The organism is Streptomyces sp. NPDC048172 (genome assembly GCF_043202595.1).
In the GTDB taxonomy this organism is placed as follows: domain Bacteria; phylum Actinomycetota; class Actinomycetes; order Streptomycetales; family Streptomycetaceae; genus Streptomyces.
The window spans coordinates 475,646-489,233 of sequence record NZ_JBIDAT010000002.1 but is presented as its reverse complement, the minus strand read 5'-3'; the positions used below and the strand labels follow the sequence as shown (position 1 = coordinate 489,233).

Below are 13,588 nucleotides of genomic sequence, written 5' to 3'. Positions count from 1 at the left end.
GTTCCGGCATGACGAACGCATCCTCTTCCCCCAGCCCCAAGTCCGCGCTCCTCATCCCCTACTCCTCCGCCCGCCTCTCCCTCCCCAACCGGATCGTCCTGGCGCCCATGTCCCGGCACCGGGCCCATGAGGACGGGACGCCGCTCCCGGTCGTCGCGGACTTCTACGCCCAGCGCGCGGAGGCCGGGCTCCTGATCACCGAGGGCATCTGGCCGCACCGCAGAGGGCAGAGCGGGTGGCGCATCCCCGGACTGGAGACCGAGGCGCACGTCGCCGGGTGGCGCGCGGTGACCGAGGCCGTGCACGCGCGGGGCGGGCGGATCTTCGCGCAGCTGATGCACGGCGGGCGCCAGGGCCACCCGCGTTCGCGGGTGCTCGGCGACGTCCCGGCCGGGCCGTCGCCCGTGCCGACGCCGGGCCCGCTGCACGTGAAGGACGGCAAGGCCGAGCCGCCCGTACCGCGCGAGATGACCGTCGACGACATTCGTACCGCGATAGACGATCACGTGGCCGCCGCACGCAACGCCATACGGGCAGGGTTCGACGGCGTCGAGATCCACGGGGCCAACAGCTACCTGACCCATCAGTTCCTCGCCGACAACACCAACCTCCGCACCGACGCCTACGGGCGCGACAAGACCCTCTTCGCGCGGGAACTGGTCACCGCCGTCGCCGACGCGATCGGCGCGGAACGGCTCGGGCTGCGCCTCTCCCCCGGCAACCCCCAGTTCGGCATGGTCGAGCACGACCCGGCGCCCCGCTACCGCGCGCTGCTCGACGCGCTGGACCCGCTCGGCCTGGCCTATCTCCACCTCACCGACAACGACGACTACCCGGCGCTGGCCGATCTGCGCCCGCGCTGGAGCGGCACGCTGATCGCCAACGTCGGGGAGAACCACGAGCCGACCACTCAGGAGCAGGGCGAAGGGACGCTCGCGGCGGGCCACGCGGAGCTGGTGTCGTACGGACGCGCGTTCCTCACGCACCCCGACCTGCCCGCGCGCATCGCCGCGAACGACCCGCTCGCCACGCCCATCGACATGGCGCACCTCTACACGCACGGTGCGGAGGGCTACACCGACTACCCGACGATGGAGGAGGAGCGGGAGCGGGAGAGGAAGCGGGAGAAGGAGACGGCGACGGCGGAGTCCCGGACCCGGGTCCTCAGCGGTGCAGCGGGACGGTGAACTCCTTCAGCCAGGTGCGACGTGCGAAGTCGCGGGCCTTGATCACGACTTCGTGCCGGCGCACCTCCACCTGGAGGCCCTGGTTGAACGGTCCCTCGACGGACTGTTCCCCGCCTGAACCGTTGTCGCGGTAACCCGTCTCGATCGCACCGGTGTTGACCACCGTGAATCCGGCGAGGTTCGCGGTGCCCGGCACCACGCGGCGTACGACCCAGTCGGACAGGTCGAGGTCCCAGTGGGTGTGCCCGCAGAAGAGGAAGACGTCGGGATGGCGGCCGAGGGTCTCCAGCAGACGATCCGGTTGCAGATAGTCGCTCATGTAGAGCTTGTTGCGGGTGCCGGAGACCGTGTTCGGCAGCGGGTGGTGGGTCAGCACCATCACCGGCCTGCGCCGCCGCGACCAGTACCGCAGCCGGTCCTCCAGCCACGCGAACTGCCGGTCGCTGATCCACACCTCGTCCCACAGCTTCGGGTCGTGGTACTTCGCGTACCGCTCCGTGCCGAGCGTCAGCACGGGTATGCCGCCGAAGGAGAACTCGTCGTAGACGCGGCCCCGTTCGGCGAACCGGTAGAAGCTGCGGAAGAGCGAGTCCTCGGTCGTGCCGTTCGGCCAGGTCTCCTGGGCGAGGGTGTCAGGGTCGCGGTACTTCGGCACGTAGAACTCGTGGTTGCCGATCGCCCACGCCACGTTCTTCGGGTGCGGGTGCTTCTTGATCCGCTCGCGCACCTGCGCGTACTCGAAGTCGTAGCCGCGCGGGGTGATGTCGCCCGCGACGCCGAGACCCGCGCTGTGCGGATTGACGGCGGCCATGTCGTCCAGGGCCTTGCCGAAGTCGTTCAGGTCGCCCTGGATGTCGCTGATGATGTTGAAGCGGACGGTCCCGCGGTCGGACCGTCCCGCCGCGGACCGTCCCGCTGCGGACAGTTCCGTCGCGGACTGTCCGGTACGGGACGCGGCATCAGCCCCTGTCCCCGTCAGCAGCACTCCGGCCGACGCCGCGCCCGCCGCGGCCCCCACGAAAGCTCTGCGTTCCATCCCTCGTTCTCCTCCCTCGCCCCGCACGGATCCCCGCCCGCCCAAGATCGCCGGGCGCGGTGACTATTCGATGTCGTCACGGTGGATTCGGAACTACCGTGTCCCGACATGCCACCGATTCCCACCGGTCCCGCCGATGCCACCTCTCCCCAGGAGATCGTGCGGCGCGGCTACGACGCGCTCGCGGAGCGGTACGACGAGGCGTTCGGCTCCGCGACCAAGTACGGCCCCTGGCTCGACGAGCTGCGCGCGCCGCTCGCGCCCGGCAGCGACGTGCTGGACCTCGGCTGCGGCGGTGGCGTCCCCGTGGCCCGCGACCTCACGGCGGCCGGGCACCGCGTGACCGGCGTCGACCTCAGCCCTCGGCAGATCGCGCGCGCCCGCGAGCGCGTGCCGGGCGCGGCGTTCGTCGAGGCCGACCTCACCGACCCCGCCGCGTTCGACCCGCGCCCCGGCTCCTTCGACGCCGTGGTCTGCCTCTACGCGCTCATCCACGTCCCCGAGGCTGAACACCCCGCCCTCCTGCGCCGGATCGCCGCCTGGCTCCGCCCCGGCGGCCGCCTCCTCTGCACCACCGGCGAGCACGCGCTCACCGGCTCCGACCCCGACTGGCTCGGCGGCGGCGTGCCCATGTGGTGGAGCCACCCCGACGCGGCGACCAGCCACGCGTGGCTGACGGAGGCCGGACTCGACGTCGTACGCCAGGAGTTCGTGCCGGAGGGCGACGGCGGACACGCGCTCTTCTGGGCACGCAAGGGCGGGAACGGTGGGAAGGGGAACGGCGGGAAGGGTGGTGCCGCGTGAGCGACGACGCCCAGATGCGCGACGGCCGGATGCACGACGACGAGCGCGAGATCACCCCCGCCCTCGTACGTCACCTCGTCGCCCGCCAGTTCCCGCACTGGGCGGAACTGCCCGTGACGCGGGTGCCGTCCACCGGGACCGTGAACGCGATGTTCCGGCTCGGGGACGACATGGCCGTACGGCTGCCGCGTATCCCCGGCGGTGTGGAGGACGTGGAGCGGGAGCACGACTGGCTCCCGTACCTCGCACCCCGGCTGCCCGTCCCGGTCCCCCGGGTGCTGGGCAAGGGCCTCCCCGCGCCGGACGACGGCTATCCCTGGCCCTGGACCGTGCTGCGCTGGCTGGACGGCGCGAACCCGGTCGTCGGCGGCCTCGCCGACCCCGAGGGACTCGCGCTCGGCCTCGCGGAGTTCGTCGCGGCGCTGCGCCGCGTCGACGCCACGGGCGGCCCCCCGGCGCACCGGGGCGGGCCCCTCGCCGCGCTCGACGGGCCGACCCGCGAGGCGCTCGGCCGGCTCGGCGCGCTGAGCGCCCGGGGACTGGTGGACCTCGACGCGGAGGAGGTGGCCGCGCTGACGGCGGCATGGGAACGGGCACTCGCCGCGCCCCGTTGGCCGGGCCCGCCCGTGTGGGTCCACTCCGATCTGATGCCGGGCAATCTGCTGGTGCGCGAGGACGGCGCGCTCGGCGCGGTGATCGACTTCGGGACCCTGGGCGTGGGCGACCCGGCGTGCGACCTGGTCGCCGCCTGGTACGTGCTGCCGCCGGACGCCCGCGAGACGTTCCGCGCGGCGCTCGTCGGGTCCCCCGGTGAGAGTGAGGGCGCGAGGGAGAGGGAGGAGAGCGCGCTCTGGGAACGGGGCCGCGGCTGGGCCCTGTCCATGGCGGCGACCCAGTATCCGTACTACCGCGAGACGAATCCGCCCTTCGCCGCCGACGCCCTGAGCACGCTCCAGGCCCTGCTGTCCCCGTAGGACGTCACTTCGTAGGACCTCACTTCGCGGGACCTCGCTTCGTAGGACCTCACTTCTCCTCGAACACCAGGTCCGTCGGCGGCCGGTTCATCCTGACCGTGCTGTCGGTGACGTCCACGACCGAACCGAAGCCCGTGGACTGGCCGTTGGAGATGATGAACAGCCGGTCCCCGCGCTGCTCCAGGTACTCCGGGAAGCCGGACAGCTCGACGTCGCCGTCGTTCAGCGCGAAGTAGTCGGCGAGCCGCCGGAAGAGCTTGGGCAGGATGACGACGTCCTCGGTGAGCGAGTCGATGCCCTGGATCTTGGCCCCGGCCTGCGTCTCGTCGGAGGGCCACAGCCCCTTGCCCGCCTCGCGCGCCGCGTCGGTCTCCTTGGTCAGCGACTCGCGCAGGTCCCAGAACAGCTTGCGGTAGTACGTCGGATAGGCCATGCCCTCCGCTATCTGGTGGTGGTTGACGGTCTGCCGCAGCAGCTCCGCGTCCACCCGCACACCGCTGCCGCTGCGCCCCGGCGCCTCGCCGCGCCCGGCGAACGCCACGCACCGGCCGTACGCGTCGGCGCCGCGCGTGAGGATGTAGCCCCCGACGCGCTCCGGTTCCGCGCGGGTCACGATGCCGTGCGCGTCCCGCTCCACCGAGGTGAACCCGAACCACGCCAGCAGCGAGGCGCTCGCCCGGTCGCCGAACTCGCGCGGCTGGTGCAGCTCGCGCCCGTGCTGCGGCCGGTAGTGGGTCTCCAGCGCGTCGATCGCGTCGAGCCGGAGCTGGGCGCCGCCGAGGCGGTTGTGCCGGATGCGCCCCGGCACCCGCTTCCACAGTTCCGGATTGTCCGGGTAGAACCGCACCGAGTCCCCGTCCGGGCTGGCCCCGTGGACGCGGTAGTCCCCCTTGATCACGAGCATGCTCATGGCTACCCCCCTGGTATGCCATCCAAGTGCCGTGCCGTGTAGTGCCGTGCCGTACCGGTCCACCGATTGCAGCACCGCCGACGCCCCCTGGGAACCGGGACAACAGGCCCTGCATATGCCCGCCATGGGGAAAGTAAGGGTCACTTCCCACCTGCACCCCTTATCATCGCTGGATGCACCAGGTCACGCTCACCCGCGCCACCGCGCAGGACGCCCCCGCCCTGACCGCCATGGTCCGAACCTCCCGCGCCTACGGGGGCGTCTACGCGCCGATGGTCGAGGGATACGAGGTCACCCCCGCCTACATAGCCCGCCACGAGGTCTTCAAGGCCACGGACACCACCACGGACACCACCACTGACACCCTCCTCGGCTTCTACGCGCTCCTCCTCGAACCGCCGCCCGAGCTGGACCTCGCGTTCGTCGCCGACGAGGCGCAGGGCCGGGGCATCGGCCGCGCCCTGCTCGCCCACATGCGCGAACGCGCCCGCGCCGCCGGGCTCACGGACGTACGCGTCGTCTCGCATCCGCCCGCCGAACCGTTCTACCTCCGCATGGGCGCCGAACGCGTCGGTACGGTCCCGGCGGCGCCCCCGAAGATCACCTGGCCCCGCCCGGACCTCCGCCTCCCCGTAACCTCCGTCAGCCGCTGACCGCCTCGGCGGGCGCGGGGAAGACGTGCCGCGTCTCCCCTCCCGCCCACCACACCCCGATCGCGAACGCCGCCGTCGCCTCCAGATACGCCGCCCGCGCGAGGCCCCCGCAGGCCAGCGGGGTGCAGCCCATGGACGTGATCAGTTCGGCCGTACGTTCGCGGGCGACGGCGTCGTCCGCGCAGTACGGGACGGCCAGCGGGGCGCCCTCGTACGTGAGTTCCTCCTGTGTCCATACGCTCTCGTGGGACAGGTTGAACGCCTTGACGACGTGCGCGCCCGGCGCGGCCTCGGCCAGCCGCCGCGCGACGGAGGTGACCCCGCCCGTCGAGAGCATCAGCCCCTCGTCCTCCACCGGGACGATCGGGTTCGTGCAGTCCAGTACGGTCCGCCCCGCGAGCACGTCGCCGAGCCCCTTCACCACCTCCGGCGCGACGTCCGCCGGGAGCGCGGTGAGGACCACGTCCCCGTGCTCCGCCGCCTCCCTGTGCCGGTCGCGCCCCGCGGTCAGCACGTCGTGCCCCGCCCGCCGCCAGGCGCCGCCGAGTGTCGTCGCCATGGCCCCGTTTCCCAGAATTCCTATTCGCATGGCCCGAACGTAGGAGTTCCGACGCACACCGTCCGGTGTCCGTCGCCCGGTGCACACTGGTCGTATGCAGCCGCCGTCGCCGCCGTACCCTCAGGTCGAGTTCACCTCCGACTGCGAGGCGCGCCTCGCCTTCGACGTGCTCGCCAACCGCTGGGACAGCGTCGTCGTCTTCACGCTCGGCGCCGCCGGTACGCCGCTGCGCCCGCGCACGCTGCGCGCCCGTATCGGCGGCATCAGCCCCAAGGTCCTCAACGAGGCCCTGCGCCGCCTCGAACGCAACGGCCTCATCGCCCGCCACGCCTACGCCGAGGCCCCGCCCCGCGTCGACTACGCCCTCACCGAAGCGGGCACGGCGCTCCTCGTCCCCATGCGCGCGATGGGCGCCTGGGCCAAGCGGTACGGCTCCGCCGTCCTGGCCGCCCAGGACCGCGCCGACGCCTATGACTCCTGACCGTCCCCCTCACACCCAGGGCACTCGCACGGTGGGTACGCGCACGGATTCCGCCCGTCCGCCGGCGGCATCCACGGCTCCTTCTCCACGACTCTGACGGTACGGACCGGGGTCTGCGCCCCCGTGTCCCCGTTCACCTGGTAGATACGCAGCGTCATCCGGTGAACCGCCCACTCCAGCACGGGACTTGATTCCTCGCTCATGAGCACCACGCTTGCGGCCTGCGGCTACGCTGAACAGTAGTGGCGCCGTCACAGAGCGCAGTTGTGGAGGGAGACTCCATGCCGGACCCCGAGCCGTCACCCCTGGTGCGGGCCGCAGGGAACCAGTTGCGCCTGTGGCGCGAGCATCGGCGGTTGTCCCGCGACGACGTCGGCAGGAAGACAGGGTTCGCGGCCTCGACGGTCGGTGCCTTCGAACGGGCGGAACGGATCCCCGACGACCGCGCCATCCGCGCCCTCGACGCCGCACTCGACGCCCACCAGATCCTCGCCGTCCTCGCCGACGACCTGGAGAAAGAGCAGTATCCGAAGCGCAAGTTCGCCGAGTTGTTCCGCCTTGAGGCGAACGCTGTGCGGCTCAAGACCTATGACAGCCGGGTCTTTCACGGCCTGCTCCAGACCGAGGCGTACGCACGCGCGTTGTTCCGGGCCCGAGTCCCGTATCGCAGCGACGACGAGATCGAGCGGCTTCTGACCGAACGGCTCGCCCGGCAGGCGCTCTTCACTCGCACGCCCCTCCCTGACCTGTGCTTCGTCCTGGAGGAGGGTGTGCTGTTGCGCCGCACCGGAGGGCGCGAAGTCATGCGGGAGCAGTGCCAGCACCTGCTGGAGATCGGCCGACTGCCCCACGTACAGATCCTGGTGCTGCCCCTCGATTGCGAGGTGCCGGTGGACGCGAGCGGCCCCATGATCCTTCTGGAGACGCCAGAGCATCGAACACTGGGGTACTCCGAGATCCAAGGGGAGAGCATCCTGGTGTCGGACAGAGACGAGGTGAGCACATGGACGCAGCGTTTCGACATGATCCAGGTGAACGCGCTGCGCCCCGCAGACTCGGCGAACCTCATCCGACGCCGACTGGAGGAACTGTGAGCAGCGAACTCAACTGGTTCAAGTCGAGCCACAGCGACGGCGAAGGCGGCGCTTGCGTCGAGGTCGCGAACGGCCAAGGCACCGTCCACGTACGGGACTCCAAGAACCCCGAAGGGCCGACCCTGCGGATTCGGCGGGACGCCTGGCGCTCGTTCGTCGCCGCGCGTACTCCGTGAACAACGAGATACGCGACTCCGACATCAACGGCCCCGTGATCCAGGGCCGGGACATCACCATCGTCCAGCACAGCGCGATCGAGACGCCCCCTCGCTATCTGCTGAACGGCAAGGGTGAGATCCCCCTCGTACGCGAGATCGGGTTACGGGAACTCGGCGTGCACCCTGCGGCCCAGTGGGAGGCGGACGCGGGATCGGACGCGTTTCCCACGTACGTACCGCGGGACTGCGACGGCGAGATCGAGCGGGCGTTCGCGCACGGCGGGCTCGTGGTCGTCGAGGGGCGGTCCGCCGCGGGGAAGAGCCGGGCCGCGGCGGAGGCGATGCGGCGGGTGGCGGCGCGGCGGACGCTGTACGTGCCGCAGGACACGGCCTCGCTCATGGCACTCGGCGAGCCCCCGGGGCGGCTGCGCGACGCGGTCGTCTGGCTGGACGATCTCGAACGGTACTGGCGTCAGGGCCTGGTGGACACGCACCTGATGAACCGGCTGTCACCACAGGGGTCCGGCGTGGTCGTGCTGGCGACGCTGCGGTCGGAGGAGCGGCGGCGGATGGAGGCCGTGCCGATGGGCGGTTCCGGTTCGCCGTCGGACGGTCCGCGGTCGTTCAGCGTGCTGCTCCAGATGGCGACGATCGTACGGCCCGCGTTCCGGCCCAGCGCAGGGGAACGGGAGCGCGCGGAGGAGCGGCGGGACGATCCCCGGATCGCCCGGTGGCTGGACGGGGGCGGGGACGCGGGGATGGCCGAGTACCTGGCCGCCGGGCCCGCGGCGCTGGACCGGTGGCTGACGGGGCGGGACGGGGCGCAGCTCGTGGGCGCGGCGCTGGTGTCCGTCGCCGTCGACGCGCGCCGTACGGGGTACTTCGGGGCGCTGCCCCGCGAGGTGCTGGCGGAGCTGTTTCCGCACTATCTGGACGTGCGGGACGCGCGGCGGCTCGGCTCGGCCACCGACGTGGAGGAGGGGCTCGCGTGGGCCACCGAGCCCGTGAGCGGCGCGAGTTCGTGCCTGCTGCCGCTGGGGGATGGGCGCTACGGCGCGTTCGACTATCTCGTGGACCACAGGGAGCGGGACGAGGCGGCGGGGCCGGTGCCGGAGGCCGTCTGGGAGGCGGTCCTCTCCCGGGCGACCGGGGAGGAGCTGCCGGGCATCATCAACGAGTCGATCCACGAGTCGATCCGCCACGACCGTCCCCGGGTCGCCGACCTGGGCCTGGCCCACCTGGACGGGAACAGGGACTTCGACGCGGTCGCCCGCCTCGTCTCCGGAATGATCCTCGGCCTGGGGCGTACGGGCGAGGGCTGGGACCCCACCGAGCGCTTCGCGCGCTGGCTGCGCCCGTACGTCGAGGCGGGGAACACCTCCGCGATGGCCGCGCTCGGCGCCGTCCTGCACCTGGAGGGCGGCCGTCCGGAGGAGGGCGAGGCGTGGATGCGCCGCGCGGCCGACGCGGGGAACGACGGGGCGGCGGCCGATCTGGCGCTGCTCCTGCACGGGGAGGGGCGTACGGCCGAGGTCGACGCGCTGCTGGAGCGGGCCGTGGCGGACGGCAGGGGGTCCGTGATCCTCCGGTTCACCGGGCACCTGGAGGAGAACGACGAGCACGCGGAGTCCGGCCGTCGGCTCCGGGCCGCCGCCGACGCGGGGTGCGGGCTGGCGATGACGCTGCTCGCGGAGCAGGCGAGGGATCGGGGCGACGAGGCGGAGGCCGACGCCTGGTACGAGCGGGCCGTCGCCGTGAACGAGCCGAACGCCCTGGTCAACCACGGGATCCGGTGCGTACGGCGCGGGGACCGCGAACGGGCGGAACACCTCTTCCTGGCCGCGGCGGAACTCGGCGAGGAGAACGGCATGTCCGGCCTCGGGAACCTGCGCCGCGAGGACGGGCGGGACGAGGAGGCGGAGGAGTGGTTCCGGCGCGCGTGGGAGGCGGGAAGCACGGAAGCGGCGCTCGCGCTCGCCTTCTCGCGGTACGAGCGCGGCGACTCGGCGGGACTCGCGGAGTGGCTGGAGCGCGTACGGGAGGAGAAACGGGAGGACGCCGGGCAGCGGATCTTCGACCTGGCGACGATGATCGACCGGGCCGACGACCCCGCGGGCGCCGAGCGCTGGTACCGGCGTGCGGCGGAGCTGGACTCCGCCCCGGCGATGACCGCGCTGGGCGACCTGTGCAAGCTGCGGGGAGAGACGGAGCGGGCGCGCGAGTGGCTCCGTAAGGCGGTCGGCCTGGGCGATCCGATGGCGAGGAACGGCCTCGGCGTGCTGCACGCGGAGGCCAGGGAGCCGGACGAGGCGGAGCGGCTGTTCGAGGAGCTGTGGGCGACCCAGACCCTGGGCGAGGAGGACGCGCGCACCGCCGCCGCCCGTACCAACGCCGTCTTCAACCTCGGTGTGCTGTACGAGCGGTGGAACCGGCACGAGAAGGCGAAGCGGTACTTCCGGGAGGCCGAGGCACGCGGACACCCGCAGGCCCCGGAGCGGATCCGGGGCCTGCGGGCCGGGCGTTGACGTCGTCCCTCCGGACGGAGACCGTTCCTCCGAGCGGAGGCCGTTACTCCGAGCGGAGGCCGTCCGGGCGCATCATGCGCCAGAGGGCGGGGAGGCTGGCGAGGGTCACGACGGCGATGACGGCGAGGCCCACTCCGGCGATGGGCAGGATCGCGGACCAGTCGGTGGCCCGCTGGCCCGTCATCCGCAGCAGCGCCCAGCCGAGGCCGCCGCCGGTGACCGCCGCGAGCGCGATGCCGAGGACGACGGGGATGGCGGTCTGCCAGAGGATGGAGACGGCCAGGAGGCTGCGCGGGGTGCCGAAGGCGACGAGGACGGCGAGCTGCCGCTTGCGCTCCCGGAGTTGTTCGAGGATGGACAGGATCATGCTGGAGCCGATGAGCACCAGCACGCCCACGGCCGCCGCGAGGATGCCGCGCCGGATGCCCTCGAAGATGCCGGAGGTCTCCTCCGAGTGCATCTCCATGACCGAGTATCCGGGGTCGTGGTGGAACGCGGTGGTGCGGACGTTCTCCAGTGCCTCGGGGTCCTTCGGGTCGAGGTTCACCCAGGCCGTGAAGCTGCGGGTGTTGAGATGGGAGAAGGGGATCGAGGACGGGGTGGCGAGGACGCCGCTGACCCTGTCGCCGTCGGCGAGCTTCTTGCTGGTGACCTTCCGCGTGTCCGCCGGAACGGTCCAGGGCTTGGCCTTGTGGCGCTTGCGCTCGTCGCCGAGGAGCAGCGTGGTGCGGCCGGGCTTGGGGTTGACGGTGTACTCGTCCTCCTCGGACGGCACCAGATAGGTCCCGCCCTCACGGCAGTCGCGGACGTCGGCGAGCTCGCGGAGGGTGGGGCAGGTGCCGACGACGACACTGGCGGTGGCCTCCTCCTTCCCGCCCTTCGCCGACTCGTACGACTCGACGTATCCGGTGGACTGGCGGACGCCCGGCGTCTGCTTGAGCTTCTTGGCGAAGGATTCGCCCTCGCGGACGCTGTCCACGGACTCGCCCGTGACCAGGATCTGCGCCTTGTCGGGGTTCTGCCCGGTGGCCTGCGTCTCGTCGGCCTCGACGCTGGAGAACAGCATCTGCAGGGCGATCGCCCCGGCGACGGCGATCGTGATGCCGTTGACCGCGCGGGTCGCGGTGCCGCTGGTGAGCTGGAGGCGGCGGACGGCGAACTGCCAGGCCAGCGAGCCCCCGTTGAGCCTGCCGACGATCCGCTCGACGAGCCAGGGGAGCAGCAGGACGACGCCGCTGAGCAGCAGGACGACGCCGCTGATGACCTGCACCTCGTTGAGCTCGGCGCCGTCTCCGGCGAGGGAGCCGCCCAGCGGGATCAGCAGCAGCAGGCCGATGACGGGCGGGGCCAGCCGCCACCACAGGCGGCGCTTCCGGGGCTGGGTCTGGCGCACGACGCCCAGCGGTTCGATGATGAGGTTGCGCATCGCCAGCAGGGAGACGGCGACGCCCGCGGCGGGCACGCCCAGGGCGATCAGCGCGCCGATGAGGGGGCTCGGCGCGATGTCCTCGGGGAAGACGCTCATGCCGAAGAGCGAGATGCCGCTCGCGCTCTGGCGCAGCAGCAGGAACACCCCTGTGCCCAGGACCAGTCCGAGGACGGCGGCGACGAGGGACTCACCGGCCGCCATCCGCCGGGCCATGGCGCCGTCGGCGCCGACGAGGCGCAGCGCGGCGAGGCGCCGGTCCCGCTGCTCGCCGCCGAACCGGGTCGCGGTGGCGATGAAGACGGCGACGGGCATGATCAGCACGGCGCAGGCCACGACGATCAGCAGCATCAGGATGGGACCGAGGGGCTCGGACTGCCCCTTCACCTGGAAGTCGTCGAAGCGCTCGGCGCCGCTCCCCGTGGAGAGCCCGTCGCTGCCCAGGTAGAAGGCGAGTTCCTGGGGGCCCTCCAGGCCTTCGTCACCGATGGTGCCGACGATGCGCTCGTCGAGCCGGTCGCGCAGCCCCTTGCCCTCCGGGGTGTCGAAGAGGTCGCGCAGCGCGGGCGAGACGAGCATCTCGCCGGGTGCCGGGATCCGGTCGACCCCCGCGGGCTTGACGGGATGGTCGCCCTCGGCCTGGAGCAGACGGCCGAAGACGCGGTCGTCGTGGTACTTCGTCCCGGCGTCGGCGACCAGCACCGTGCTGTCGCCGCGCTCGGTCTTGACCTTGGACGGCATGATCCAGCCGTAACCCCGGTCTTGCTGCCGGGCCTCGCGGTGCTCGATGACGCCGGGGATGGAGGCGGCGAGCAGCAGCACCGCGACGCCGAGGGCGACGCCCACGGCGGTGAGGACCGTCCGCGTCCAGCCCTGCCGTCCGCCGGAGACGGCGAAACGGGCGCCCATCCGCAGGTCCCGCGCCCAGAGCCGGATCCCCGAGGGGCTGGTACGGGCAGCGCGTGCGCCGCCCTGTCCCCCGCCCGCCCCTGGTGGACCGGCGTCGGCGGCTTCCGAGGAGTCCGCACCCTGCGCGCCGCTCGCGCCGCTCTTCGCCTCGGTGCCCGCGCTCATGCGGCACCCGCCATGTCACGGGCCTTGCCGTCGCGGACGACGATCTCGCGGTCGGCGAAGGCGGCCACCCGGGCCTCGTGGGTGACGAGGACGACGGCGGCGCCGGTGTGCCGGGCGGCGTCGGTGAGGAGCTGCATGACCCGGTCGCCGTTGACGGAGTCGAGGGCGCCGGTCGGCTCGTCGGCGAAGACGACGCGGGGGTCGCTCGTGAGCGCCCGGGCGACGGCGACGCGCTGGCCCTGGCCGCCGGAGACCTGCCCCGGACGGTGATGACGGATGTCGTCGACCTCCAGCTGCTGGAGCCGGGCGCGGGCCGCCGCCTCGGCCTCCTTGCGGTCGGCGCCGGCGAGGCGCAGCGGCAGCGCGGCGTTCTCCAGACAGGTCAGCTCGGGCACGAGCTGGCCGAACTGGAAGACGAACCCGAAGTCGGAGCGGCGCAGGGCGCTGCGGTCGGCGTCGGAGAGCGCGGACATCTCCTTCCCCTGGTACATGACCGTGCCCGCGTCGGGCGGAACGATCCCGGCGAGGCAGTGGAGGAGCGTGGACTTGCCCGACCCGGAGGGGCCCATGACCGCGACGACCTCGCCCGCCATGAGGGCGAAGTCGGCGCCGTCCAGGGCGTCCGTCGAGCCGTACGTCTTCCGTAGCCCCTGAGCTGACAGGAGGGCGCGCGACGTGTCACTGGTGTACATGCCGAGCACTCTACA

At 72.4% G+C, this 13,588-nt stretch carries 13 protein-coding genes; 8 read left to right on the top strand and 5 right to left on the bottom strand.

The features are described 5' to 3' along the window. The first annotated feature begins 8 nt into the window (after window positions 1–8). Window positions 9–1,187: an alkene reductase gene (locus ACGF3A_RS10785; protein WP_393728052.1), complete on the top strand. Its 1,179-nt coding sequence runs from the start codon at window positions 9–11 to the stop codon at window positions 1,185–1,187. Here ACGF3A_RS10785 and ACGF3A_RS10780 read toward each other — a convergent pair. Next, window positions 1,165–2,223 carry a metallophosphoesterase family protein gene (locus ACGF3A_RS10780; RefSeq protein ID WP_393728050.1) on the bottom strand — a complete coding sequence of 353 codons (1,059 nt, stop codon included), beginning with the start codon at window positions 2,221–2,223 and terminating at the stop codon, window positions 1,165–1,167. The two genes, ACGF3A_RS10785 and ACGF3A_RS10780, sit on opposite strands and share 23 nt — an antisense overlap. Window positions 2,224–2,331: 108 nt before the next feature. On the opposite strand from ACGF3A_RS10780, the gene ACGF3A_RS10775 reads away from it, so the two are divergent. Together ACGF3A_RS10775 and ACGF3A_RS10770 are read left to right on the top strand one after the other, a co-directional pair. Then, a complete protein-coding gene (locus tag ACGF3A_RS10775; RefSeq protein ID WP_393728048.1) occupies window positions 2,332–3,027 on the top strand; it encodes a class I SAM-dependent methyltransferase in 696 nt (231 codons plus the stop codon). A gap of 14 nt (window positions 3,028–3,041) precedes the next feature. Then, complete coding sequence (locus tag ACGF3A_RS10770; RefSeq protein ID WP_393729084.1) at window positions 3,042–4,001, top strand: aminoglycoside phosphotransferase family protein; 960 nt, start codon at window positions 3,042–3,044, stop codon at window positions 3,999–4,001. 49 nt (window positions 4,002–4,050) lie between these two features. Here ACGF3A_RS10770 and ACGF3A_RS10765 read toward each other — a convergent pair whose 3' ends face one another. After that, complete coding sequence (locus ACGF3A_RS10765; RefSeq protein WP_393728046.1) at window positions 4,051–4,911, bottom strand: nuclease; 861 nt, start codon at window positions 4,909–4,911, stop codon at window positions 4,051–4,053. 173 nt (window positions 4,912–5,084) lie between these two features. On the opposite strand from ACGF3A_RS10765, the gene ACGF3A_RS10760 reads away from it, so the two are divergent. Further along, entirely contained in the window at window positions 5,085–5,564 is a 480-nt protein-coding gene (locus ACGF3A_RS10760) for a GNAT family N-acetyltransferase (protein ID WP_393728044.1), read from the top strand. Here the strand turns inward: ACGF3A_RS10760 and ACGF3A_RS10755 are convergent. Continuing rightward, window positions 5,554–6,123 carry an NADPH-dependent F420 reductase gene (locus ACGF3A_RS10755; protein WP_393728042.1) on the bottom strand — a complete coding sequence of 190 codons (570 nt, stop codon included), beginning with the start codon at window positions 6,121–6,123 and terminating at the stop codon, window positions 5,554–5,556. The two genes, ACGF3A_RS10760 and ACGF3A_RS10755, sit on opposite strands and share 11 nt — an antisense overlap. Before the next feature lie 94 nt (window positions 6,124–6,217). Between ACGF3A_RS10755 and ACGF3A_RS10750 the strand changes: the two genes are divergently transcribed. The 4 genes from ACGF3A_RS10750 to ACGF3A_RS10735 all read left to right on the top strand — a co-directional run bounded on the left by ACGF3A_RS10750 (window position 6,218) and on the right by ACGF3A_RS10735 (window position 10,381). After that, window positions 6,218–6,604, top strand: coding sequence for a winged helix-turn-helix transcriptional regulator (locus ACGF3A_RS10750; protein WP_393728040.1), 387 nt, complete (start codon window positions 6,218–6,220; stop codon window positions 6,602–6,604). A 281-nt stretch (window positions 6,605–6,885) separates the two neighbouring features. Continuing rightward, the gene (locus ACGF3A_RS10745) at window positions 6,886–7,698 is read left to right on the top strand and encodes a Scr1 family TA system antitoxin-like transcriptional regulator (protein ID WP_393728038.1); all 813 of its coding nucleotides are present in this window, start codon (window positions 6,886–6,888) and stop codon (window positions 7,696–7,698) included. Continuing rightward, window positions 7,695–7,874, top strand: coding sequence for a DUF397 domain-containing protein (locus tag ACGF3A_RS10740; protein WP_393728036.1), 180 nt, complete (start codon window positions 7,695–7,697; stop codon window positions 7,872–7,874). The genes ACGF3A_RS10745 and ACGF3A_RS10740 overlap by 4 nt, the downstream gene beginning before the upstream one ends. Next, the gene (locus ACGF3A_RS10735) at window positions 7,871–10,381 is read left to right on the top strand and encodes a tetratricopeptide repeat protein (protein ID WP_393728034.1); all 2,511 of its coding nucleotides are present in this window, start codon (window positions 7,871–7,873) and stop codon (window positions 10,379–10,381) included. The genes ACGF3A_RS10740 and ACGF3A_RS10735 overlap by 4 nt, the downstream gene beginning before the upstream one ends. A gap of 43 nt (window positions 10,382–10,424) precedes the next feature. Here ACGF3A_RS10735 and ACGF3A_RS10730 read toward each other — a convergent pair whose 3' ends face one another. Together ACGF3A_RS10730 and ACGF3A_RS10725 are read right to left on the bottom strand one after the other, a co-directional pair. Beyond that, window positions 10,425–12,881, bottom strand: a complete 2,457-nt coding sequence (locus ACGF3A_RS10730) for an FtsX-like permease family protein (RefSeq protein ID WP_393728032.1) — start codon at window positions 12,879–12,881, stop codon at window positions 10,425–10,427. Next, window positions 12,878–13,573 carry an ABC transporter ATP-binding protein gene (locus tag ACGF3A_RS10725; RefSeq protein WP_393728030.1) on the bottom strand — a complete coding sequence of 232 codons (696 nt, stop codon included), beginning with the start codon at window positions 13,571–13,573 and terminating at the stop codon, window positions 12,878–12,880. Before ACGF3A_RS10725 ends, ACGF3A_RS10730 begins: the two co-directional genes overlap by 4 nt. Window positions 13,574–13,588: the final 15 nt, after the last annotated feature.